The 22,926-nt window shown below is 57.7% G+C and carries 36 protein-coding genes; 2 read left to right on the plus strand and 34 right to left on the minus strand.

Annotated elements, in window-relative coordinates; genetic code table 11:
- Window positions 1-174: 174 nt before the first annotated feature.
- From JS541_RS09715 to JS541_RS14855, 17 genes are all read right to left on the minus strand, one after another.
- On the minus strand, window positions 175-732 hold the full coding sequence (locus JS541_RS09715; RefSeq protein ID WP_214374265.1) for a hypothetical protein: 558 nt from the start codon (window positions 730-732) through the stop codon (window positions 175-177).
- Complete coding sequence (locus JS541_RS09720; RefSeq protein ID WP_214374266.1) at window positions 729-908, minus strand: hypothetical protein; 180 nt, start codon at window positions 906-908, stop codon at window positions 729-731. The genes JS541_RS09715 and JS541_RS09720 overlap by 4 nt, the downstream gene beginning before the upstream one ends.
- Window positions 892-1,395: a hypothetical protein gene (locus tag JS541_RS09725; protein ID WP_214374267.1), complete on the minus strand. Its 504-nt coding sequence runs from the start codon at window positions 1,393-1,395 to the stop codon at window positions 892-894. The genes JS541_RS09720 and JS541_RS09725 overlap by 17 nt, the downstream gene beginning before the upstream one ends.
- The gene (locus JS541_RS09730; protein ID WP_214374268.1) at window positions 1,392-1,688 is read right to left on the minus strand and encodes a hypothetical protein; all 297 of its coding nucleotides are present in this window, start codon (window positions 1,686-1,688) and stop codon (window positions 1,392-1,394) included. Before JS541_RS09730 ends, JS541_RS09725 begins: the two co-directional genes overlap by 4 nt.
- Window positions 1,675-2,211: a hypothetical protein gene (locus JS541_RS09735; protein ID WP_214374269.1), complete on the minus strand. Its 537-nt coding sequence runs from the start codon at window positions 2,209-2,211 to the stop codon at window positions 1,675-1,677. Before JS541_RS09735 ends, JS541_RS09730 begins: the two co-directional genes overlap by 14 nt.
- Window positions 2,208-2,828, minus strand: a complete 621-nt coding sequence (locus tag JS541_RS09740; protein WP_214374270.1) for a hypothetical protein — start codon at window positions 2,826-2,828, stop codon at window positions 2,208-2,210. The genes JS541_RS09735 and JS541_RS09740 overlap by 4 nt, the downstream gene beginning before the upstream one ends.
- Window positions 2,825-3,469, minus strand: coding sequence for a hypothetical protein (locus JS541_RS09745; RefSeq protein ID WP_214374271.1), 645 nt, complete (start codon window positions 3,467-3,469; stop codon window positions 2,825-2,827). Before JS541_RS09745 ends, JS541_RS09740 begins: the two co-directional genes overlap by 4 nt.
- A 2-nt stretch (window positions 3,470-3,471) precedes the next feature.
- Window positions 3,472-3,717, minus strand: a complete 246-nt coding sequence (locus JS541_RS09750) for a hypothetical protein (RefSeq protein WP_214374272.1) — start codon at window positions 3,715-3,717, stop codon at window positions 3,472-3,474.
- Window positions 3,714-4,202 carry a hypothetical protein gene (locus JS541_RS14660; protein WP_217625371.1) on the minus strand — a complete coding sequence of 163 codons (489 nt, stop codon included), beginning with the start codon at window positions 4,200-4,202 and terminating at the stop codon, window positions 3,714-3,716. Before JS541_RS14660 ends, JS541_RS09750 begins: the two co-directional genes overlap by 4 nt.
- Window positions 4,199-4,702, minus strand: coding sequence for a hypothetical protein (locus JS541_RS14850; RefSeq protein WP_240539319.1), 504 nt, complete (start codon window positions 4,700-4,702; stop codon window positions 4,199-4,201). Before JS541_RS14850 ends, JS541_RS14660 begins: the two co-directional genes overlap by 4 nt.
- 128 nt (window positions 4,703-4,830) lie before the next feature.
- On the minus strand, window positions 4,831-5,169 hold the full coding sequence (locus tag JS541_RS14665) for a hypothetical protein (protein WP_217625372.1): 339 nt from the start codon (window positions 5,167-5,169) through the stop codon (window positions 4,831-4,833).
- A 145-nt stretch (window positions 5,170-5,314) separates the two neighbouring features.
- Window positions 5,315-6,154 carry a hypothetical protein gene (locus tag JS541_RS09770; protein WP_214374273.1) on the minus strand — a complete coding sequence of 280 codons (840 nt, stop codon included), beginning with the start codon at window positions 6,152-6,154 and terminating at the stop codon, window positions 5,315-5,317.
- Complete coding sequence (locus JS541_RS09775) at window positions 6,123-6,950, minus strand: HD domain-containing protein (protein ID WP_346428306.1); 828 nt, start codon at window positions 6,948-6,950, stop codon at window positions 6,123-6,125. The genes JS541_RS09770 and JS541_RS09775 overlap by 32 nt, the downstream gene beginning before the upstream one ends.
- A 5-nt stretch (window positions 6,951-6,955) precedes the next feature.
- On the minus strand, window positions 6,956-7,603 hold the full coding sequence (locus JS541_RS09780) for a hypothetical protein (protein ID WP_214374275.1): 648 nt from the start codon (window positions 7,601-7,603) through the stop codon (window positions 6,956-6,958).
- Between the two features lie 66 nt (window positions 7,604-7,669).
- Complete coding sequence (locus tag JS541_RS09785; protein WP_214374276.1) at window positions 7,670-7,969, minus strand: hypothetical protein; 300 nt, start codon at window positions 7,967-7,969, stop codon at window positions 7,670-7,672.
- Complete coding sequence (locus tag JS541_RS09790) at window positions 7,970-8,281, minus strand: hypothetical protein (RefSeq protein WP_214374277.1); 312 nt, start codon at window positions 8,279-8,281, stop codon at window positions 7,970-7,972.
- A 2-nt stretch (window positions 8,282-8,283) separates the two neighbouring features.
- The gene (locus tag JS541_RS14855) at window positions 8,284-9,027 is read right to left on the minus strand and encodes a hypothetical protein (RefSeq protein WP_240539320.1); all 744 of its coding nucleotides are present in this window, start codon (window positions 9,025-9,027) and stop codon (window positions 8,284-8,286) included.
- 200 nt (window positions 9,028-9,227) lie between these two features.
- Here JS541_RS14855 and JS541_RS09800 point away from each other — a divergent pair, with 200 nt between their 5' ends.
- Window positions 9,228-9,632: a hypothetical protein gene (locus JS541_RS09800; RefSeq protein ID WP_214374278.1), complete on the plus strand. Its 405-nt coding sequence runs from the start codon at window positions 9,228-9,230 to the stop codon at window positions 9,630-9,632.
- A 43-nt stretch (window positions 9,633-9,675) separates the two neighbouring features.
- On the opposite strand, the gene JS541_RS09805 is transcribed toward JS541_RS09800, so the two are convergent.
- From JS541_RS09805 to tnpA, 5 genes are all read right to left on the minus strand, one after another.
- Complete coding sequence (locus JS541_RS09805; protein WP_214374279.1) at window positions 9,676-10,467, minus strand: nucleotidyltransferase domain-containing protein; 792 nt, start codon at window positions 10,465-10,467, stop codon at window positions 9,676-9,678.
- Window positions 10,464-11,051 (minus strand): hypothetical protein, encoded by a 588-nt coding sequence (locus JS541_RS09810; protein WP_214374280.1) that lies wholly within the window; start codon window positions 11,049-11,051, stop codon window positions 10,464-10,466. Before JS541_RS09810 ends, JS541_RS09805 begins: the two co-directional genes overlap by 4 nt.
- Entirely contained in the window at window positions 11,038-11,784 is a 747-nt protein-coding gene (locus JS541_RS09815) for a hypothetical protein (RefSeq protein ID WP_214374281.1), read from the minus strand. Before JS541_RS09815 ends, JS541_RS09810 begins: the two co-directional genes overlap by 14 nt.
- Complete coding sequence (locus JS541_RS09820; RefSeq protein WP_214374282.1) at window positions 11,771-12,262, minus strand: hypothetical protein; 492 nt, start codon at window positions 12,260-12,262, stop codon at window positions 11,771-11,773. The genes JS541_RS09815 and JS541_RS09820 overlap by 14 nt, the downstream gene beginning before the upstream one ends.
- 145 nt (window positions 12,263-12,407) lie before the next feature.
- Entirely contained in the window at window positions 12,408-12,860 is a 453-nt protein-coding gene (gene tnpA, locus JS541_RS09825) for an IS200/IS605 family transposase (protein ID WP_214374283.1), read from the minus strand.
- A 36-nt stretch (window positions 12,861-12,896) separates the two neighbouring features.
- Between tnpA and JS541_RS09830 the strand changes: the two genes are divergently transcribed.
- Complete coding sequence (locus JS541_RS09830) at window positions 12,897-14,225, plus strand: RNA-guided endonuclease TnpB family protein (RefSeq protein WP_214374284.1); 1,329 nt, start codon at window positions 12,897-12,899, stop codon at window positions 14,223-14,225.
- Window positions 14,226-14,626: 401 nt separating this feature from the next.
- On the opposite strand, the gene JS541_RS09835 is transcribed toward JS541_RS09830, so the two are convergent.
- The 12 genes from JS541_RS09835 to JS541_RS09890 all read right to left on the minus strand — a co-directional run bounded on the left by JS541_RS09835 (window position 14,627) and on the right by JS541_RS09890 (window position 22,811).
- Entirely contained in the window at window positions 14,627-14,992 is a 366-nt protein-coding gene (locus JS541_RS09835; RefSeq protein ID WP_214374285.1) for a hypothetical protein, read from the minus strand.
- A gap of 17 nt (window positions 14,993-15,009) precedes the next feature.
- On the minus strand, window positions 15,010-15,936 hold the full coding sequence (locus tag JS541_RS09840) for a prohibitin family protein (RefSeq protein WP_214374286.1): 927 nt from the start codon (window positions 15,934-15,936) through the stop codon (window positions 15,010-15,012).
- 16 nt (window positions 15,937-15,952) lie between these two features.
- Window positions 15,953-16,255: a hypothetical protein gene (locus tag JS541_RS09845; RefSeq protein ID WP_214374287.1), complete on the minus strand. Its 303-nt coding sequence runs from the start codon at window positions 16,253-16,255 to the stop codon at window positions 15,953-15,955.
- Window positions 16,252-17,079, minus strand: coding sequence for a hypothetical protein (locus tag JS541_RS09850; RefSeq protein ID WP_214374288.1), 828 nt, complete (start codon window positions 17,077-17,079; stop codon window positions 16,252-16,254). Before JS541_RS09850 ends, JS541_RS09845 begins: the two co-directional genes overlap by 4 nt.
- A 370-nt stretch (window positions 17,080-17,449) precedes the next feature.
- Window positions 17,450-18,136 (minus strand): hypothetical protein, encoded by a 687-nt coding sequence (locus tag JS541_RS09855; RefSeq protein WP_214374289.1) that lies wholly within the window; start codon window positions 18,134-18,136, stop codon window positions 17,450-17,452.
- Complete coding sequence (locus JS541_RS09860; RefSeq protein WP_214374290.1) at window positions 18,123-18,401, minus strand: hypothetical protein; 279 nt, start codon at window positions 18,399-18,401, stop codon at window positions 18,123-18,125. The genes JS541_RS09855 and JS541_RS09860 overlap by 14 nt, the downstream gene beginning before the upstream one ends.
- A gap of 19 nt (window positions 18,402-18,420) precedes the next feature.
- Window positions 18,421-18,771 carry a hypothetical protein gene (locus tag JS541_RS09865; RefSeq protein WP_240539321.1) on the minus strand — a complete coding sequence of 117 codons (351 nt, stop codon included), beginning with the start codon at window positions 18,769-18,771 and terminating at the stop codon, window positions 18,421-18,423.
- 260 nt (window positions 18,772-19,031) lie between these two features.
- Window positions 19,032-20,075, minus strand: coding sequence for a DUF1524 domain-containing protein (locus JS541_RS09870; protein WP_214374291.1), 1,044 nt, complete (start codon window positions 20,073-20,075; stop codon window positions 19,032-19,034).
- A gap of 13 nt (window positions 20,076-20,088) precedes the next feature.
- The gene (locus tag JS541_RS09875; protein ID WP_214374292.1) at window positions 20,089-20,226 is read right to left on the minus strand and encodes a hypothetical protein; all 138 of its coding nucleotides are present in this window, start codon (window positions 20,224-20,226) and stop codon (window positions 20,089-20,091) included.
- 14 nt (window positions 20,227-20,240) lie between these two features.
- Window positions 20,241-21,413, minus strand: a complete 1,173-nt coding sequence (locus JS541_RS09880) for a hypothetical protein (protein ID WP_214374293.1) — start codon at window positions 21,411-21,413, stop codon at window positions 20,241-20,243.
- A gap of 110 nt (window positions 21,414-21,523) precedes the next feature.
- Entirely contained in the window at window positions 21,524-22,144 is a 621-nt protein-coding gene (locus tag JS541_RS09885) for a hypothetical protein (protein ID WP_214374294.1), read from the minus strand.
- The gene (locus tag JS541_RS09890; protein WP_214374295.1) at window positions 22,137-22,811 is read right to left on the minus strand and encodes a ParA family protein; all 675 of its coding nucleotides are present in this window, start codon (window positions 22,809-22,811) and stop codon (window positions 22,137-22,139) included. Before JS541_RS09890 ends, JS541_RS09885 begins: the two co-directional genes overlap by 8 nt.
- Window positions 22,812-22,926 lie beyond the last annotated feature (115 nt).

A 22,926-nucleotide genomic window follows, 5' to 3' on the forward strand; every position in this document is an offset into this window, starting at 1 on the left:
CCTCGGGTTCTGCCGGCCAAACCGTATCCGCGCTCCGGTAGTTGTCAGATTGCTTCGATTCCAAGCAATGATCGTCTCCTTTGCTGGATGTTTTTCGACGGATCGGACACCGGAGTTGTCGTAAGCATCCAAAACAACCGGACAATTAGAAAACCATTGGAATCCCAACGATCCTCACCATTGTTTCGCTTGCGACCATCCTACGTCGTCAAGTCGCATGAGCGTGAACTGACCGCAATCGGATGGATCATCCAAATCGCCCCACTGCCAGCCGTACTTGTAGGCGATCAGGCGTGCCTCATACACGCCGTCGTCCCGTCGGATCTGCCGCCAGATGTTCCCGTCCTTGTCGCGGAACAGGCCGGGACGGTACATGTCGTCCGAAACAACGTCGGTCGCCAGCAAGGCGAGCGGCGTGAACGGCGTCGAATCCTCCGGCCGCCAGTCGCGGATGACGAACGTGTCGCCGTCCTCCGTATCCAGTGATCGTGCGAGCAGTCCGTCTCGCACGTCATACCATGCGAGCCATGTGCCGCCGTCCACGTCACGCCACAGGCCGGGCGTATCGGGAAGCCGTCGATCCAACAATCTCTGTGCGACCTGCCGGTCATGAGCTTCCAGCCATTCACGCCACAACTTGCTTGCATCCTGCAACGCCGGGTCGGCGACGAGCGAATAGCGTTCATCCACACCATCGCAGAAGAACATTCTCGCCTGATTATCATCCATCATCGTTGATCCTCTCCTTCTATGACAAGTTGTTTCATCGCCGCGCCGATCTGAGACTGCGCCGAAAGCAGCAAATCCGCTCGAGTCAACGGGTCGGCCGTCTCCAGTGTGAGATTCAGCGCATCCAACGCCGTACGGACGGCCGTATCGAACGCATACCTGTCAGATGATCTGCTCATGTTTAATTTTCCCCTTGACTGGCTCGTAGTCGAGCCGGATAAGCGCATCCGTCAGATCGAACGCATCATCATCCCCTGTGACGGGTCGCTCGCCATCTGCCGTGTAGAGACGGCCATGCTTCCACATGACGGTTTCGATTCCTTCATAGGGTGGTGTGAGATCGGCGCATTCGTCCACGCCGTTGCTGTAGGTGACGGCGGTGCCGTGAGCGCGTTCGTGCAGATACAACTCTCGCGACGGGCTGACGGCGAAGTCGAACAATCCCATCCACTCGCCCGTATTCGTATGCAAAGCGGGCAATCCGGTCGTCGGCTCGACCTCGACGGTGAACGGAATGCTCCGCATCGAATCCATGACCGAATACGTGACGGCGAACCCCTTGTCGCCGATGCGCGGCGAATCGGGACCATACCCGTCGTCCGTCCGATCCGCGTAATGGAACCGGTTCAGATACTCGTGCTGGAACTTCTCCTCTTCGACGGTCATGATTCATCCTCCTTGCCGAACACTTGGGCGAATGCGTCCGCGCCGCCACGCGACGCCAGCAATCGTTCGATCGCCCGGCCCGCCCGCATGTAATCCAACGTGATGTCAACCAGCGGGCGAACAGTCAAACCGATCGCGATACCACGCAGCAGCCACACCCACCATGATGCGGGACAAAGAAACAGGAAGAGAATCAGACCGCCGCCCAGCAATATGGTGACTGCCAACCGTTTCAATGCGAGCACGCTATCTTTGAGCGCTCTGATCATTTGTTCGCCGTCAGCATCCATCATCCGTCTCCTTCGATTCGTCCCGGTCGATGGCGATATGATCCTTGGCGAATCGGATGATCTGATTCGCGAGCCGATCCCGCCATGAAAGCAGATCATCCTCCGGCTCATGTCGCACGCCGGGCGCGTTCTCCATCAGTCGGATCATCAGTCGACATTCCAGCAGCGGAATGCCGATCAGGAACGCCCACGACCATGGCGTACCAGCCCAGTCGGCCAGTCTCGCCAGCAGCCACCACCCGAAGACCAGTCCGCCGGCCATGAGAATGCCGAGCGTGTGAAGTACCAGCTCCACGCCCGTCGTATCATCCTCCACGATGTTGATCAGCCAGAGGAACGCGAACATCACGAGGAACAGCAACGGTCCGCCGGTGATCGAACACAACAGGATCAACGGCAGCCCATGCCCGTAATCGGCCAGCCATACGCCGATCGGATGGCGGAAACAAAACAGCACCGGCAGTATGACGGCGAGCGCCAGTACGGTCAGGCAGATGATGCGGATGCGTCGGGTGGTGTGGCTCATGCCGGATATCCCATCATGTCGTCAACCGTGTGGGCGGCCTGACCGCAGGCGTCATCCAGTCGGCCGATCAGCCGGTCGTACGCCTCCAGCGTCTCCTTGTGTTGTGGGCAGTCCCAGCAGGAGGCGTATTTCTGTCGTGACTGTTTGAGCAGGTCGAGTGCGTTCTGCAAGGTCTGTCGTCTGACGATCGCGTTCTCCAAACAGGTCGCCTCCGAGCATTCCGTGAACAGGCGCTCACAGTCCGTTGGATTGAGGAGTTGTTCGGCCTGCGGACGGGTGAGGATGATGCTCCGCTTCGAATCCATGATGGATTCCTCCTTGTCTCTTTTGATTTCCCGTGCCGTGCCGATGACTCCCTCCGGTTTGCCGTCCGGCCTGTCGTCGGTTGGATCGTCGTTGAGTATGGCGACGGTCAACAGGGTGCCGCTTACCGCGAATCCCAAACATCCGAGTACGGCTATGATCCAGCCGATGATCGGCATGTATGCGGCCAACGGTGCGATCATTGGTTTCGTGCGCATGACGAATACGCCGAGAAAGGCGATCATGAGACAGGCGATGAACGTTCTCCGCGTGATGGCGATCGGAATGCGAATGCCCTTTGTCCTGTCAGTCATGATTCCTCCGTTTCCTTGAGTTCCCGTTCCAATCGTTCCTTCTTCTGTCGTGCGTCCCGGTAGTCTTCCGCGACCTGTTTGAGTGAGGTGAGCGCTTGGAGGTTCAGATCGAGATCGTGGCCGGCGTGAAGAAGGTCTCGGCGTCGCCTCCCGTACTCGTCGCGCAACTGTCCGCACCGCTGGTTCGCTTCGGCCAGCTTCTCGTATAGGAGCCGCCGATGCAGGGCACGCTTCTCCCCCGGCTCCAACGGCGTATCCTGCCGTTCGCTGATGCTCGCCACCAGCAGCTCGCAGTCCTCCGCCCGGCCGAGCAATGTCAGTTCAAGGGAGTCGATTTCGTCCATCAGCTCCCAGTCGCGGCCGATCGTCCGATCCGGTTCCACCGGCAGTTCGGATACGATGCCCGTCTCGTTTCCGATCTCTTCAACCGTCCGGTCGAAACGGTCGATCTCATTGGAACGAATCGTCGCCAGACGACGATGCAGGTCACGCGACAGGCGCGCGTACTCGCGTAATACGGGCACCAGCTCCGCACGCGCCTCCGCATCCAACCGGTATCGTTCGCCCATAAGCCGATCCAGTTCCCGCAGCAACTCCGCCTGCGGGTCCGTTTCCGGCACGCCGTCAAGATCAATCATCACCGTCAGACTCCCCCCGTCAGCGTGCGCTCGCCGTTCATGATCCGAATGGCATCCGTCTCGGATCGTTCGTACTGGTAGATGCGAATCTGATTGCGCGTCCGATACAGCACGCAGTTCCCGTTTTCGCATGAGAACACCCACGTGCCCGGCGTCGGCGTGGGCTTCGACCGACCAAGCAGCCGGCTCCCACAGAACGGGCAAGGACGCAAGCCGGGGATCGGCAGCGGTTTCGACGTGAACAGTTTCAACGGTTCGCCTCCTTGAGCAGGGTGCCGTCCGGGCCGGCGAGACCGACCTTGCTACCGTCGATAACGAACTCGCCGTGCTCCAGTCGGTTGTCTTTCATCCAACGTGCCTTCATTCCATCGGCGGGCAGCTCGTAATAGGGACAGTCGTTCTCACAGGTAAGAGTGAGATGCGTGATGCCGAACGTCTTTTCCGTCCGTTCAGTGAATGTACCGGACGACTCACGAACCGATTCCACCTCATCCCAAACCTTGCCTCCCTGAAACGCGGCAAGCACTCCCGCCAGAATGAGCGTCACGCCGACAACGCCTGATACGACGGTTCGAACCATCGCACTCAATTTTCTCGGGATCGACGGCGGTTGAAGAATCATCACTCCACCGCCAAAACAGAATACGACCGCGAACACGCCCCACAGAACCAGTTTCAGATTCACGATAACCGGCGATCCAAGCGCTTCCAGCCACGGCGAATAGTCGACCATCATTCCGCCTCCTTCAGCAGGGTGCCGTCAGGTCCGGCGAGTCCGACCCTGTTGCCTTCGATGATGAATCGTCCGTGTTCGAGCCGATTCCCGCGTATCCAACTGGCCGTATCCCTGTCATCGGGCAGCTTGTAGTCGGGGCAATCCCAGTCGCAGACAAGACGCGTGATGCCGAATGTTCTCTCCGTCTGCTCCACGAACGTGGTCCTATCGGGATCATGGGAATAATCCCACATGCCGATGCTTATCATCGCCAATCCGACGAAAAAAATCAAAAGCCTCATGGTGATCGACCGGATCATTGATCTTCGAACCTTATCATCCCCGTCATCCGACGATTCCGATCCGCAGCCGGCCTGTACAACCGGTTGGGTCGTGAGCATTATCAACATCACGATGCCGACAATGATCACGATCCAACCGGTCAGATAGATGACGGCTACGGCCGGAACGGGATCCCACCGGCGGACCTCCTCCAGCCAAGACGAATAGTCAACCATCATTTCGCTTCCTTTAACAGTGTTCCGTCCGGACCGGCGAGTCCGACTTTGCTGCCGTCGATGACGAACTCGCCATGCTCCACACGATTGTCTTTGATCCAGCGCGCCTTCATCCCATCATCGGGCAGCCTTTATGAGGGACATTCTCCGTCGCATGAGAGAGACCTGACATCGAACGCCTTCTCCGTCTGCTCGACGAACGTGATGGACGATCCGTCTCTCATGGCTTGCGTCGCGGGTATGGCTCCGAACAGCATGAGCAGCACGCCGACCAATGTGAGCAGCGCTCCCGCAACGCCTAACCAGACAGGGGCATCCCTGTTAATCATCGTCGCTTTCAGCGTCGAGACCGCGTGCACGACCAACGCGCCGCCGATCAAACATGCCGATACCCCAAGCAGGAGCCACAGGAAAATAGCGTCCACTGGAAACTCAACCGATTCCAGCCATGCCGAATAGTCAACCATCATAAGTGAAACCTCGTTCCATTCTCCGGGGTGAATGCGATGATCCGATCCGAATCCGGGTCTACGATCGCCGGACCGGTCAGAGTCGCACCACTCTTATAGGCGACTCTCAACCAATGTCCTTCGGTCTGTTCCCTGCTGATCCATGTCATAGCAGCTCCTTTTCTTCCTGCTCCCTGTCCAATCCGACGAGTTCACGCAAATACTTCAACGTGTCGATCGCATACCGGGTCTCCCGGTCGATCGCCTCCACCGGCGCGCTCGCCGTCAACGCCCGGTCGAGACGTGCAAGCCCGTGGTCGAGCTGCGTGCCTCGGCTGGTCAATGTGATCTGGTCGAATCCGTGCGCGTTGAGGATGCCGACGAGCCGGTCGTATGCTTCAGCCCGATCCTCCATCGCCCGTCGGTGCGACGGCTCCTGCAAGCGTTCCAGTTCGGTGATGCGTCGTGCCATCTTCGAACCCAGAGCCTCGCCGATGTTCTTCAACGCGGTCTTCTCCTCGACATACTGTCGCGCCGACTCGTAACGTCCGTATCGGCCGGCGGGCACATCCGCTCGGGTCAGACGGCGCAATAACTGCTGTTCGACCTGTCGCGTATCCCCGTTGGATGGTTCCGGTTTGCGCCGATACCTTAATCGTGGCCGGCCTGGTTTCGCATGCGGGTCATACCAGAGTAGTCCGATTCCGTCGGGCAGTTCATCCCGGTCGATCATGCGAGCCGGACAGACAAGCGTCATGTCATCAACGTAGTTCCGGTAGAGCGTGTACTTGGCGTCGCGGAGGAAATCACTGCGGCTGACCTTGATCTCGAAGCCGCTGATCCACATGCGCCTGTACGACCATTCCAGTCCTACCCCATCCAAGCGGAGCAGACCATGCGGATCATCGACTTCGATCTGCGGTAGGAAACCGCTACCCGTCCGCCTGTACCGGTCGGCAAGCGCGGCTTCAATGTCAACGGCGGTGACTTTGGGTTTGGTTGGCATGATGTTCGAATCCTTTATATTGGAGCAAAGTCTGTTCGATTTTTGCTTTGGCGTCGGGATCGTTGGCTGGAATCTTCGTTTGCTTGCCGTGGATGTATGCCAGAGCGCTGATGCCGTCGATGCCGGTTTCGAAGATGATCTCATTGTCCTTATCCTGTCGCAGATGGTATTCGATCGTCCCGTAGCCGGTCGGATACATCGCCATGTCGGTGAAATCCACGCCGGACTTCTTCAAGATTGCGAGCAGATCATAGCCGCTGAGAACCGCTTCCCTGACGGGAGCGTACGAGTCCGCACCGTCGTAGCCGTCCTTTAACGTCGATAATTCTCGGAGATCGTCTTCGAACGAGAGGACGGTGATTTGCAGTCGTTCCCACTCCCTTGTGCCCTTGAGTTTGCCGATCATCGTCGAACACTCCCTATACTGGGGCGAATTCTCTCCATACCGGTCGGCGATATCACGGAGCCGCCGGTCGAAACCGACTTCATGCCCGGTCGAATCGACACTCATGTCGGCGATGTTCAACAACACGCCGAGCGAATCAGTCAATCCTTGCGGCGTGCCATGCCGGGCGACCGTCGTTGCGTGACGGTATCCCTGTGATTCCAGCAGTTCGCCGCCGATTTTCGCGTGGGTTCGATTGTCGCCTGTCAGGTAGCCGAAGTCATGCAGCCATCCGCACAATGCGGCCTCGTATGGGTCCAATCCCAAGTGCCTCGCATGTTTGAACATGTACAAGGCGACGCCGCGCATATGCAGGGCGCGGGATTCGGTCAACCCGGCACTATTGATCATCTCGTTCACTCATCTTCCCTTAAAAACTTGCTGAACCATGCGCCGGCGAACAGTGATCGGAACTCGGCCCGATGCCTACGGAACCGGTAGTCATCAGGCGACCGATAGTCGACCAGTAGGGCGGGGATGCCGGTGGCTGGCTCACGGCTGACTCGCATGGGGAACCAGCCGCCGTCGGAGCCGTCGCCGTTCTCGACGTGGAATCGTCCCCGGTCGCCGATCCTCATTCGACCGCCGTCCGCGTATTCGAACCTGTTAAGGAACATGCGGGTCAGATCATCCGGCATGACCGGTGCGACGGCAATCGATGGCATGCTGATGTCTCCGGCGGGGTCGGTCAGTCGGAAACGGATATCGGACAGGCTCATGTCCAGCAGACTGATCAGATCCCCGTTGAACATGTGGCCGATCAGCCAATCACAGTCTCCCCGACGGGAGGCTTTCACCGGTTCGATCATCGGCAGACCGTTGTAATGACATCGCACCAGTTCGAAGTCGTAGCTGATCCCGTTGCGGTATTCGATCACACCCCGATCACCGACCGTCGGCCGATAGGATTCCGGTATGTTGGCGGGCGTCTCGTCGTAGGGGAAGCGTGCAAGCAGATCGTGTTCCAACCGTTCGTCAACCGAATAGTCGATCATCGTCGTCATGCTCCTTTTGAAATTCCTTCTGTCCGTGCCGTCACTTGTCGACCGTGAACGTGACCGTATCCGAGATCACTTCGCAGTGTCGGCGGGCCAGCAAGATAAGCCGCCGGCGCGGTAAGCGTTGTAGGTGATGCAGTGCATCACTCCATCCGGGGTGGCGAAGGTTGAATACCTGTAGGAATCGTCATAGCTGCCATTGTAGGGAACGTCTTCTCCATGCCATTTCCCGTCGGACAGATTGACGATACTGTCTTTTGTGCCGACGAAGGTTTCGCTTGTGCCTTCACCCCAATTCGTGTCGGAACAGCCGCCGATCGTGAGTATCGCCAGCAGCGTGCAGCAGATTGCGAGAGTACGGTTTCCTACCATTTACTCTTCCTCTTCGATTTGGTTCCAGTCGTGCATTTCGACGGCGAACGTGACCGTATCGGCGATCGTTTCGGCCGGGTCGATGCCTTTCGCACAGCAGTATTCCCATGCGAATGCTTCGATTCGGTTGATCGTAGTGTCGGGCCAGTGTTCGCCCATGTCGGCGAGCAGGGTTTTGATGAGCAGTCGAGCCGCTTCATGCTCGGCGTCATCGAATTGGCGGATCAGCGTGCCGTACCGGTCTTCCGCCTCGTACGGGTCGCGGGCGAGCAGTCGCACGGTCTCCCCTGCCAGTCGTGTCCTGTAATCCATGCTCACAGTCTTCCTTTCCGCCTGTTGCGTTCACGGCATGCGTCCAACGCATCCGAGAGTTCCCGGTCGGTGATGTCGAACGCGACGGTCAGATTCGCGACCGTCTGGATCACGTCCGCCAATTCAGACAGCATGTCGGTCCGATCCGTGTCGGAACCGGATTTCAGCCATCGTTTCGACGCCTCCACCAGTTCCGCGCTCTCTTCGAGATTCTTTACGGCGAGCCACTTGTCACGCTCCAAGCGTCCGAACGATTCGACCGGCGGGAATGCGACGGTGCGTCCCGTGCGCACGATCGCATTCGGTTCGTTGTTCGCGGGCTTCCACGGCGTCTCTTCCACATCGCGGGTGACGGACCATGAGACAGGCAGCCACGGGCCATACGGCGAATCGACCGTCGAGGTTTCCGCCCCGTCGATCAGCCAACGATCGTCGCGGCGAATCTCTCGAAGAACGTTCCCGTCCTTGGCCCACAGGTCGTTGCAGAGCCGATCCCGGTACAGTCCATGCCCCGTGGGTAGCGTATCCATATAGTCGCCGGTCGCGCTCAGCGATGAGACCGGGATGAACGGCATGTATCCATCCAGATCAGCCTCCTCGAACAGCATCGACTGACCGGTCATGCCGCTCGTATCCCACAGGCGACGCACATACACGCCTTCCCATGTCTTCGCGGCGACCCACAGCACGTTGTCCCGGTCGGCCCATAGTCCGCCGTCACGCGGATACCCCAATGATTCGCTCATGTGTTCTCCTTGTTTTTTTGCATCTCAAGCAACTATATATGTGGACAATAACAGTATAACAAATAAATAGGGAAAAGCAATCAACCGAAAACAAACCAACTTGCAACAGGTCGGTTCAGCCGTCCATGGCCGGGTGACGGAACCGTGCACGTTGCCGCGTCATGATGACATCGGATGCGGCGCGGCGGGACAATGACCATATGGATGTCATTCTGGACCTGCTGCCGTGGTTCGTCGGCTGTACGCTCGTCTCCGTGGCATTGACCATGCTGTTCCGCTGGCTGCTGCGCTGCGGATGGATCGGTGCCGGCGCGCTGGGTTCGGCTCCGGTGCTGGGGTGGTCGGCCATGCTGCTGCTGATGCTCCGCGATATGACCGCCGATTACCCGTCGATCTCCGCCGAATATCCGAATGGCTGCGACGGATGGATGCACCCGTGTGGCGTGGGGCCGGGGTTGTTGTCGGATGCACTGTTCGTCGTTGCTGGATTGTTCGCGATGGCCGCAGCCGTCATGCTGATGGTCGCGGCCATCATGCTGATGGTCGGCGTGTTCGCCCGTGTCGCGGACCGGCATGTTGCTCATCGTCGCGGATCACGTCATTGATGGGTGACGATGAGTCGGTGTTCCCTGAGCATCCGGCAACGAATCAAACGCGCCTAATACCGTTTCGTTCCGCCCAATCTCCCAGCAGTCCGGACAGTACAGTGATCGGAGTGGTCTCCTGCCGACTGTCGACGATACGGCGCATCAGATCGGCGAACAATGCCTCGACCTGTTCACGGGTTTCGTTCGAATACTCGATGACGCCCAGTCGTTCGACGGTTCGCTCCGCCTCCCCGTACAGATCATCCAAACCATTCCTGTCGATTTGAATGCTTCCATCACGCACTCCGCGCAACAATGATTCGTGGAATGGAAGGCACGCGGGCCATGCGCCACCCTCTCGTATCGCATCGATACCGGCGAACAGTCGCAGCGTCTCCGCGACCATCTTGCGACGTTTCCGATCAGACAGGTCGGAACGCCTATCGAGTATGTGCATGTTCGCCCTTGCGTTCCGCAATGCCATGTCCAAGGTTCGGCTTGTCGTCAACAATCCCGCATACGCCCGAAGAGCCGTCAACAGACCGTGATCCGTGAGAATCATCGTCGGACTGACGGTCAATGTCTCCAAGGTGACGGGTGAGCCTTTGACCAGTTGACGCATGAACGGGATCGGCGTCATCACCGTCACATCCGGCGAATGGAGTGGACGTACCCAATCCGCCTTCTGGAGCAGGATATCCGATGCGGTCGGAGCCACGATCACCTTCAAATCCACATCCGACTGGCTGTCGGCCAGTCCGTGCATGTGGCTGCCGGCCACCCATGCGGACAGCACGCCCAAGTCGGCGAATGGCTCCAGTTGGCGTCGATACGATTCGATGTCAATGCTCATGCTTCCGCCTTGTCATCCGGTCGACCGTCCCGCAGCATGCGGAACAACGGCACCCACCGGTCATCCGCCGGTTTCACCCGTCCACCGATATTCTGAATGGTCTTCAACGGCTCGTTCAAAGGAATCAGATTCTCCCATACAAGATCACGGGCACTCAACAGATTCCAATGATCACGCCCATACACCACCTGCGGGTAATCGTTCGCCCAACGCTCCCACAGTTTCGGCATTTGGGGATCATCCGACGTGATGTCATACCGGAACGCGCTGAAGAACACGATCCGCCGATCCACATTATTCACCGTCAACACGCATGACGGATCATGCTCATAATCAGCGAGCCGCCGCGTCAACGCATGCCAGCGGGCCGGCGACGCGGGACGCTCGAACCCGTTGATGAACCGGATCAGACGGTTCGCACCCTCCGGGGAAAGCAGACGGTAATCCAAGTCCAGCGCATCCAACACGCCTTCCGTCGCATACGTGCCACGACCGATCGCATACCCGACTGCGGACAGGAACAGGTGGTCGATGTCATCCTGTCGCATCGCCAGTCGTCCCGGCTTCAAATCAACGCCCATCATGAGGCTCCTTCCATTCGACCATTCGACGTTCGCACCATGATCTTGCAGCCGGAATCGACTCGAACACGGCTTCGCAGATGAAATGCTCGCCTGCATCCATCATCCTCGCACGATACGGGGTTCGACCATTCGGATCATCAATCAGGCGGATGATCCCGTGATCATAATTCGCATCCACATCCGGAGACGCGGCACGACAGGACGCGACCACAGTAGCCTGTTCACCGTCGACCGTCATCACTCGCCGGCTCGTATCCCATTCGCAATCCGCCTTCACTGGATACGCCACGTACGGGATCATCGCGGTGAGTACGGGCATCAGCAGCTCGTACATGCGGTTTATCAGCCCCAATGTCAACGGCCGGTTCGCATACGAGTCGCGGAACATGTACTTGTACCAGTCCAACGAGAATCCAAGGGCGGGAATCTCCAGATTCGGCAGTTTCGCCTCCGGATCGTCTCCGTTATCCCACCAATAGGCGCGGGTGCGCAACAGTCGTTCACCGGACACCGGATCATGAAGGTCAATGCCGCGAGTCGTCTCAACCAGCCAATCCGGCTGGAATCCGGCATGTTCCATACGCCGACGGACATCCTCATCCAGCCGACCGGACCCGTTGATATCGCAGCCCAAGCCGATCAGCAGCCATTCCAATAGATCGCATGGCTCGCTCGTCCGATCCACCGGATATTCGCCGCGACTGTTACCGAACAGCAGATTACCAAGCTCCATCGGCCTTTCCCTCCTTTTCCATCCAATCATCATCAACAGTTCCCCGAAACTCCCAATCCAACGATTCAAACCTCACGCCGTCAGCCGTGACCAATGGGAAACGGGTCGCATCCCCGGTCTTCTGTTTTTCACTGACCGGGCGAATCACCGCCCAACCATCCGACTCGTCATGCCGGTAGTACAGGACGCACAAGCGGCCGATAATCGGCTGATCGCCGGGATATTCCATCGGCAGTTCCAAACTATCATCGTCCGCCCAAAGTGAACGGGTGAACCGCATTCCATGACAGCCGGTAACCCACAGTTCGTTCAACTCTTCCACTGGTAGTTGGACGGCTTCGCCGGTCGCATCTTTCCTCAAGGTCAGCCATCGGGCGTCACGGTCACTGACGAGGCGAATGCCGGTTTCGTCCAATGCTTCTGACAGTTCATGCACGGTGCAATGCAAACGGGAAGCCAACAAAATCATCGAATCCATAGTTTTAATCTCCTATCTCATCAGAATCCGTTCAGCCGTGGTCACAGCCTTCAGCGGTTTTCGGCGAGGAACCCCCTTCCGTGATGGAGGGGAGGAATCGCCTTGAACATTTTGTAGCCCGCAATCCCCTTCCGTGAGGGAGGGGTTAGGGCGTCACTTGTTTTTTCTTCCGGTATTTCCTGTTCGGTTTCTGCTGGTTCTCCACGTACTGTTTGACGATCTCCAATGGTGCGCCGCCGCAGGATACGACGCAATAACTGGGACTCCAGAAGTGTTTGCCCCAGAGTGCCTGTTTGATTTCGGGCCAGTGTTGTTCGCGGAGGCGTTTGCTGGTGTTGGTTTTCATGCTCATGACCAGTGTGCTCAACTGGGTTTTGGGCGGGTAGGTGACGAGCAGGTGGGCGTGGTCCCTGTCGGTTTCGAACGCGTCGAGCGTGCATTCGAAGCGTTCGCATACTTCGAGGAGCGTGGCTTTCATGAGCTGGCTGACCCGTGGGGTCATGACCTGCCGTCGGTATTTGGTGACGAGGATGATATGCGCGTGCAGATCGTAGACCACGTGTCTGCCGGTATGCCAATCGTGATTGTTTTCGCTCATAAAACATATTTTAGACCATATGATATGATGAGGGTTGTGAAACGATCGAATCTCCCCTCCCAAATGATGTGGCGCACGGCCGTCACGCCAGTGGAGTTCGATCACGCCCAATACCGTCTCGCGCACAAGACCACGCACAACGCCGCATTGGCGTGGAATTGGCTCGTGGATCACGTACGCCACTTGTGGAAGACCGAGCATCGCGACCCGTCCCAGAAGGAGATGCGGGCCATGCTCAAACAGGCACCCGCATCGATCACCATCGGATTGCACGCGCACGTCAAACAGTGCATGATCGACGATCTGGAGGATGCGATCCAAACCTACCGTTCCAACCGTGCGAACGGCGACAGGCATGCTCGCGCGCCATACCGGCATCACAACTACCGGCCGTTGGATTTCACCAAAGGCTACGGTTGGCGGCTCGTTGACAGTGGGAGGACGATCAGCCTGTCACGTGGTCTCGGTCAGGAGAACCTGACCGTACCGGTTCCGACGATCACCGACCCGCAGACCGGACGACTGATCCCACCGGCGGAGTGGGGTACGATGCGATTGTGCTGGGATCGGAACCACCGCCACTGGTATCTGCACGTCAGCGTCCCCACCGGCAAACCGGCCAACTCCCGCATGGAGCGGATCATGGGCGTGGACGAGGGAATCATCAACCCCGTCACCTGCGCCATCGAAACCGACCAAGCGTACGAGATCCTTGTCGTCAACGGGCGCGAGGCACGGGCGGCGAAACACTACGCGAACACGCGCGTCGCACGCCTGCAACGCATCCTCTCCCGTTGCGAGAACGGTTCACGCCGATACCGGAAGATCGAGGCGAAACTCCGCAAGGCGTATGCGATCGCTCAGACCCGCGCATATAATGTCGCGCATCAGACGTCCCGCAAGACCGTTGACTTCATGCGCGAACATCACGCGAACCGGATCATTGCGGGCGACGTGCGAGGCATCGAACAGAGAACCTTCCAAGACGAAAGCAAACGGCGTCGCAACAAGAAAACGCAACGCCGCCGCCTCAGCCAATGGAACCGAGGACAAGTTGAAAACCTGATCGAACACAAAAGCCGGTTGGAAACCGAACACGTCAACGAATCGTATTCCAGCCAGACATGCCCCGCGTGCCTCACACGCAACCATCCTTCGGGACGGCAATACCGGTGTCACCGTTGCGGCTTTACATGCCACAGGGACGCCGTGGGCGCTCTGAACATTCTTCAGAAAGCCACGTACGGCCAATACAGGCCATTGGACATGATCAAACCGATCATGTCACATATCTCCGAGCCACGCCGATCCGCCGGCGCAAGACTCTGGGTAATGCCCCTGAACCGGGCCGGGGGAAGCCGGTAGGCTTCCCTTGTAATCCAGCCGATCCGAGGAAACTCCTGTCATCCACACCCCAATCGGGTAGGAGAAACGGGCTTTCCGAAGTAGGCTCAGTTCGCGTACACGTCAACGGATTCCCCTCCTCGAAGGGATACGCGAACGAGACTCCGAAAGTCGCATGCCTATCACCCGACCGTGATAAGACATACGCCCTCGAAGCTCGGAAGCCCCGACCGTAAGGTCGGGGAGGTTCACTGGGTACCAGATGGTTTCGTTGGTCTTCTTGTTGACGTACTTGCGTTCGATGCACAGCATGGCGGCTCTCCTTGTTTGGTGTTGTCTGGCTGACAACCACTCTTTTATGTGGACGCAATCAGTATAACACGTAATGTGGAGAGATTCAAGCCCACCACAGACAAACACCACTACAGCACTTCGATCCGAATCATCCCCGGAGAACGGGCAACCGAAACCGACCCGTCGGCATTCACCGAATCAACCCGCCATAGCAGACATGAGAAACCACGTTCCGTGTCCTGCAACCAGCATTCGCAGTAATCGATTCCACACATCTTCGACATGTCATCATCCGAAATCCAAAAAACCTTGCCGGTCAGCACACGATGTTGCAGATTCGTGCAAGCCGTGCGCAACCCGAACGTGACGCGAACGGTCTTCCCATCATATTCCCGATGGGCTTCATCGATCGCCGCGTTCATGAGCTGGCGTTCTGTCTTCCGTCGCTCTTCAAAATCGTTCGGGTCTTCCATCCGATCCGTAAAACCAAACATACTGTTTGTTCCTTTTGCTACTTTGTCGTTGGTTGGATCAGCGTGTTCGTCCCGTCCGGAGTGACGATCAGCTGATCCGCGTTCGCCAAAGCATCAATATACTTCTGCTTCAACACGTTCTCGGACAGCGAGTCGTTGAGCACCTTGTTCGCATCCGCCTCACCCTGAGCCTTGATCTTCTTCGTCTCGGCCTCGACCTTCGCGGTGGCTTGCTCGTTCAACGCCTTCTGCTTTGCAACCTCAGCAGCTTGGGCTTCATTGTACGATTTTGTGATCGCTTCCGGGTAACGGACGTCCTGCACGCTCACCTGTTCGACCGTGATTCCACGATTCTTCCACTTCTCGGTCAGCGCATCCTGCACTGCCTTCGTGTACTTGCCTCGATCGGTGAGCATTGTCAACGTGTCGTACTTGCCGGATTGTTCGCGGGCGACGGAACGCAGATCATTGCTGATGTAATTCTGTGTGAATGTGGTTTGCGTACCGTACTCGGAGTACAGGTATTCGGCAATCGACGGATCGATCGAATAGTTCACTTGGATGTCGATGTCGGCCGAAGCGCCCGACTTGTCGTTGACGGTGACTTCTTTGCCTTCCGCGCTGCCGCCGTGATACGAGTAGTCGCTGTCCTTGTAGAAGTTGATCAGATTGTTTCTCGTATCGTACGAGACAGTGCTTTGCCAAGGTGCCTTCCAGTGGAAGCCCGCCTCCTCGGAATGTCCGGCGAGCGAGCCGCCGAGATTGCGGATCACGGTCACTTCGCCCACGTCCTGCGAGTACAAACAAGCGGGAAGCATGAGCAGTCCGCCGATGATGATCGGGATCACACCAACAGCACGGTATGAGTGTTTTTCGCCTTTCCTATTGGTTCCACCGAGCGGATCGGCAATGATCGCGAACACTCCAATGAGCATGAGGATCAGCGAGACAACGATCCAAAACATACGGTTTTCCTTTCTTCTAATTCTTCTGTTCCAAAATCGACAGCCAATGTTCGGCCAGTTCGACCGGATAGACGAAGGTCATGCCGTCGCATACGGCGCAGCTGATCCGATTGGCCGTTTGATCCCAGATCAATGCGGCAGCCAGTTCACGGTATTGTTTCGTCTCCGACCTCGCGTCATGTAGGCACGGGAAAATCTGACTCCAATCCGTGTCGCCAGCGTTGGTTGAAGCGACCTGCCAGCGTCGATCACGGTTGCGCAATTGGCTTTCCACGGCGAACTGCCACTCAAGTTCCTCAGTCAGTCGATTCGATCTCACTTCGCGCCTTTCGTCCGTAGCGTGCGCAGAATCATGTTGGCGAACCGTTGCGGGGAACGACACCAACGCGGCTCCTCCCACTGACGCCCATCGTTCATCCGATACGGGAAAGCCGTACCAATGGTTCCATGCACGCCCACATTCGACCGGTGCCGCCAATCCAACGAATCCGGTTCCAGACGGATGATCGCATGATTCGGAATATCCATCTGACGGTCGACCAGAATCCCATCCTCATACCGTCGAACGCTTACGGTCGGCATGATGTCATAACAGTCGTCATCCAACGAATACTCGCCATGAGACAGTTGACGGAGCATCATATCCGAACGTTGCAGGAACTCGCGCATCCGCGCCGTCACATGATTCACCCACCAGTGACAGGCGAACGAATCACGATCGTCCAACAGGCTTTTCTCCGGTTCGCGCAGAATGTTGTACACGCTGTCCGACGAATCCTCCAACAGGGTCCATAGGTCTCGGAATCCTTGCGGATCATCCGGATACAAGCGGAGAACCGTGGGTTCCATGTTGCGCATGAGACTGATCATCGTGTCCGACTGCAAGTCGTCACGATGCAGCGGGGCGTATGCGCGAATGTGGGCGACGAGATTGCGATGGCAGCCGCTCAACGTGTCGGAGAAGCGGATCAATGATTGCCGTTCCGTCACGCCTTCCATACCCCAGTATGAGGTGCGAGGCGTTCCATCCTTGTGATGGTGGATGAGGTCACGATGGTTTTCCTCCCACTGCCAGCCGGTTTTCCAAGCGTTCAAACCGGTGAGGGTGCTTTCCAATCGTGCGATGCGATCCGTTTCGGACATGAGTGGTTTCCTTTGTCGATCGTGTGGACAGTTGCAGGATAACTAGTTGTCGAGCGTTTCGGAGTATTCCAGACGGGTTCCGAACTCGAACAGGGGACGAACCGCGTCGATTCCGGCAAGGATGCTCGCCGCAGCGAATCGACTGTCGTCCTGCCGATCCCGTTCGCAAACCAGTCTGTCCGCGTACCGTTCCAACCGTTCGAAATCGATTATATCCAAGAGAGCGGTTCGAGTGGTTTCGTCCCATGTGGCGACTGTTTTTGCAATCCAATCGTGTAACAGCCAGTTGTCACGCCAAAACATGATGCCGAGTGGATTATCCGATCCGGGTTGTCGCAGGTGTTGATCCAAAGCCATTCTATTGTTTTCCTTACGCGAGGTTGCCGGCGCACAGGTCGGCGAGGTTCATGATTCTGATCGCATGATGATCGTCGACCTGCACGATCGGAACGATGCTTTTCGGGTCTTCACCGGAGGCGAGTCGGCTCATCGTATCCCGGTAGGTGACGTTGATCTGATACCAGTACTTCGGGAATGTCTGCATGAGCTTGTGGAAGGCGATCATCGTGTTTGCATACTTGCCGGAAGTATCCAATTCTTGCAAGCGTTCGGCGAGTTCGTTGAGTCGTTCTTCGATTGTTTCCGGCGGCTGTGAGATCAGTTCATTCCGATAGAGGGTAATGAACTGCTGCAACCGCTGCTGTTTGGCTCCGGTCTCCTCCGGCGTGCTCCAATACGGGTCAGTGGACATCCAGTCGGCGAGTTCCAGAATGTTCGCCTTGAACTGGTCTTCTATCGCGAACGCGTATTTCGTACGGTTCCACGCGATATAGGTCGTGCGGATCAGGATCAGATCGAACAGGATCAGAGCGACGGCGAGGATGACCATTATCACGTCGGTCGCCGAATCGACCTCATGTATGCCGGTGAGGATGGAAACGCCTAGGATGATGCCGCACGTGTTGATGACGGTGAGCGGGATGATGCGAGTCCACAGGAGTCGGGTCATCCCGCTGCGGCGGATTTCCTGAAGGGACGACTGTTCATCGGGCGTCATGGAATGCCTTCTCGTCGAACGGACTGTCGATGTAGATGTTCCAACCGCTGCTGATGCGAATGCTGGCGAAATGGTCGCGATGATGGATGGTCTGCGAGCACATGTACGGGTTGTTGAGGAGCTGTTGGGCTGTGGGTCGGGTGCGTAGTGCTTCGGGGATCACCCAGTTGCCGTGGTCTTTGAAGAACACGTCGAGGATGGTGTCCGGCTTGCACCGGTTCATGAATTCTTCGAGGTTCTGATGGTTGTTGATGGTGTCGGTCATATGGTGTTGTTTCCTTTGGTTAGAAGTTGGCTGGAAACAACCGGTCGCCGTGTTCCTTGACGTACGTCTCGTAGTCCGGGTCGTCGGAGCAGGGTTCCCACATGCCGTCGCCGCGATCATGGTAGGTCATGCCGGTGTTGACGCCGGGCCATGTGAGGTCGCCGTGCGAACAGTAGTCGATGCTCGGCTTGTATTGGGGAGGCCATGCCATGTAGCTGTCGAGGTCGTTTGGGTCGGCTTCGGGCAGGAGGACGAGTTGGCCTTGGGTTTGGGCTTCGTGGAGTCGCTTGTCGTAGTCGTCTGCCAGTTCGGCTTCGTGATTGTCGTGGAGGCTGATCTGGTGTTCGAGGGTGGCGTAGGTGTTGGTCATTTCCGTGTTCTCTCTTCGACTGTAATATGTGGACATTTTCAGTATAACATAATGTGTTGGGTATGAAAAAGCCCCGGCTGTAAAAAATCGTCCACACACAGCCGGGGCCACAAGGAGAAACCGAAAGAGAAACCACTCAATCAATTTCATTCAATTATGAGCGGACCGGAACCCTGTCCGACCGTTCACCTCACACGATAGGCGATACGACACGCCGAAACCGCGCGAAGCGGAAAATATCAGGAAATTCCCAGAAACGGTCAGTTAGCCGCGCACTGCTTCAGAAAAGCGACAGTCTCGTTCTTCTCCCAACTGCTCATCGTCAGATTCCACTTGGTCTTGATGTACACGCGCTTCGCCATGTACGCGCAATCATACGACGTGTTGTCCGGCAGCCACACGCTCGGCGTCGAGTTCAGCCATTTCAACTCACGACCCCGATTGTTGTTCGACTTGGCGACGCCGGCCGAATACAGGTTGACTCCCATGCTCTTCGTATTGTTCGCCGTCCCGTCGGACGCCAACAGCACGTCCGGATCGTTCGCGTACTTCACCCGATCCGTCTTGCGGCTCTCCTTCCACAGGCCGGACGCCCACGCGTCCTGCAAGGCGACCACATGGTCGATCTGTACTGCGGAACTGTCTCCGGACACCTTGCGGCTACCGGAATACTGATCTCGTTGGAATTTGATCGTCTTGCCCGTATACGGGTCGTTGAACGTGCCGGATTGGACGTGGCAATTCGAGTCCATGACCACGTTCGTCATGTCGCGTTTCAGAATCAGGTCTCGGGTCGTGCCGTAGCCGCACAGTTGCGTGCTGTTCTGCCATGTGCCGAACTGGTTGGCGCGATCGTATCCGGTGGGATGCGGGTCGGCCGTTTTGAACGATTCCGCCTTCTTCAACGCCTCTGACACGCTGTACGGGCCGGAGGCTGCGGCGGGCTGGGTTGTCGCCTCCGATTCCTGCCCGGTGTTGTCGGTCGTGTCCCCGCTGCTCTTCGCCTGTTCCTTGCCGTCATCGGTTCCACCGATCGTAGCTCCCGTGCCGGTTCCCGTCGTCGGCGCGGTGACGCTTCCGGTCTCGGGCGTGGTCGGTTTGCTGAGGTTCAATCCCAGATTGTTCTTCCGCATGTCCTGTTCGGTCGGCATCAATCCGGACAGCGAGTAGATCGGCTGCAATCCAAGGTACGGTGCGATTCTCGCATAGACACCGGTTTCGACCGCCACGGTACTGGCAAGGACCACGACTACGATGCCGGTGATGCACCCGGCCACGGTGATTCCCGAATGTTTCTTCGCCAATGTTCTCCCCTCCTCACAGGATCGATTGGATGATCGACCATATCAACGCGCCGACAAACAGGACGATGACGATCGCCCCGATCAGTCCGCTGTTGTCTCCGATGAATTTCGCGAACCATGCGCCTTCATCGGGTCTGTCGTTCTTGCTCATGGGATGGTTCCTTTCTATTTGCCCGCGTTCGGATCGTCCACGACGCCGGAATCGCTTTGCTTGGAGTCCTGCGTCGTCGTATCCTGCGTGGCCGTGGAGTCCGATGACGAGGAGTCAGATGAGGCTGACTCGTCCGTGGACGAGGAGTCTGAGGACAGTAGCGTCTTGCTGAGCGCGTTGGCGTACGGTTTCAACGTGCCGATGGCACCGTCCGCCCCCCAGTCCACGATCTTCGCATCACCCTTCGCCGGTGTTTTGATCAGAACCGTGATGTTCATCCGGGACGATCCCGGCGAGGTGATGGCGTTCGCATCCGCCCCCTGATCCGTCTGATCGGTCTTCTTCGCATAAGGGGTAAACGAGATGGTCAACGATGCGGCACCATAATCAGGGTCGTTCGTCTTCTTGTTCTTGTCGACGGGATTCCCGTCCTTGTCGCATTGGACGAGCCAGTTGATCGACGCGCTCTTATAGGTGCCGATCATCGCGGGCTGGTAGGCGTGCTCCGAATTGGGGTCGCCGATCAGCACCGTGAACGCGTTCACGTCCTTGCCGACGTATGCTTTGGCCCATGCGGACACCACGTTGGTCAGGCTTTCCGACTGGTCGATTCTAGGATAGGCATCGGGCGTATAGGTTTTCTGACTGGTGTTCGAGCTTACGGACTTCGGTAGGATCGTGGGTTCACCGACCGGCGTGGCGATGCTACCGGACACGGACACCAGTTGGGTCACGTCTCGAGTGCTGCCGTCGCTCAAATCCGTGAACGACAGATGATGGCTCCAATAGGTAGTGGAGTCGGATGACGTGTCGGCCGGTTCGCTGACCTTTTCAGCACCGTCCCACCAGATGTTCGCAACGCCCGACGGGAACGGGGTGTCGCTGGTCGAGTTCAGCCAACTGTTGACCGCCTCCAACGCCGCCTGCCGTCCCGGCTTGTCCGCCGCCTGCTCCTTGTAGAGTTCGCCTAACGTCTGGGCCACGTCCACGAGGCTGTTGTAGGAGCGGATGGCGATGATCGGACTGACGAAGCCGATGATGAGGAAGAGGCTGATCAGGATCTTCCATTTCCGCGTGTTCTTCAACGCGGCTTTCCAAGCGATGTATTCGGTGTTCTGTTTGCGTTCGTTTTCGTCGAACAGGGTCGAAGCCGTCGCATCGTTTTTCTGTTTGGTTTTTTTCGCCAAGGCCCAGCCTCCGTTTCCCCGATTGTGCGGACTGTCGTAGTCCTTACGGTATACGGTCGGCCGGGTCGAAAAAGCGGCCACCGGGAAAACAGCGGCCGCTTTTGTCGTTTTTAGCGTGCTCGTTTGAAGCAGGAGTTGAACGTGTCCAGAATCTCCCGATCCACGTTCCACCCGTCCTTTTCGGCCATGTAGATCAGATAGTTCAACAGGGCCGACTGGCTGGAGTGCAGTCGGGTCGCGGCGATCTTCCACGCGTCCCAGATGCTATCCGACAGGTTGAGGCTGGTTTTCCGGTTGATGACCAGATACGCGGCGGGGACGATCTCCGGCGCGGCTGATTCCTCCGAAGGGGTCTCCGTTTCGGTAGTCTCCGGTTTGTCCGGTTCCGGCTCCTCCTTCGGTTGTACGGTTTCGGCCGCCGGGTTCCGCTGCTCCTGCGTCTGCTCGTCTGGTTCCACGACGGGGGTTTCCCCGGGAAGTTGTGGTTCCGCCCGAATCGGCTCCGGCTGCGGCTGCTCCTCTACCGTATGTTCCTCAGCCTGTTCGGCCGGAACGATGGTCGGGGTTCCCGGAACGGTCGTCTGAACCGTGGTCTCGTCCACGTTCGGTTCGGATGGTTTCGTTTCTCGGGTCTCCTCCATCGGGTCGGGCTGCTTGTTCATGCTCATGTCCCTTTTATCCCTCAGACCGACCGCGAACGCGTTGCTCATCAGCGGATTGTTCTTAACCAATGGACTCGACCTCCTCCAATTGATCCATGTATTTCACCAGCTCCGTCGCGACGGAATCGTAATCCTGCATGTCAAGACGGTTGGTGCCGTACAGGCTTTTGATGAACTCGCGTTCTCGGATCACGGTATCGAACCGTGGTACGCCCTGACTGTCCAGCGATGCCACCGCCGCATCGGCCAGTTTCGTCCGGCTCTTGTACCGGGTCAGAAGCACCAGTCCGCGTCCGGGAGGGCACCAACTGTAGGTCTTGCCGGCATGGGTCACGTCGGACACGGACGGCTGGCATGGGATGATGGTCACGTCGGCCACCTCTATGGCCGTTCTGATCGTATCCGTGTCGGACGGCGGGGTGTCGATGAACACATATCCCTCGTAACGGTTGCGGAACTCGCCGATCTTGAGATACGCTTCGGTCGCCGGCACCACGTCGAATCCCAGCGTGTATTCCGGGACGGTCGTGCCGTTCCTCGCTGCCTCCTCCTGCATCTGCTTGTTCTGGTTGCGCACGTAGCTGTCCCACAGCAGTGAGCCGCCGGTGTTGTCGGTGTCGAGGACGGTGACCTTGTTGCCTCGGCGTGCGAGCAATCCGGCCAGATTCATCGTGGTGGTCGTCTTGCCGACACCTCCTTTCACGTCGGCTATCGCAATCACCCTTGTTTTGGACATGGGTATCTCCTTGTGTCATCAGTCGATGGGAGCCGTCGTGTGGACTGTCGGCGGTCTCCCATTCTTTCGCCTGTTGTCCAGCTTACTGGGCGACACGCGGTCGGGAATACCAAAT

Source organism: Bifidobacterium sp. SO1 (assembly GCF_018555335.1).
GTDB lineage: Bacteria > Actinomycetota > Actinomycetes > Actinomycetales > Bifidobacteriaceae > Bifidobacterium > Bifidobacterium simiiventris.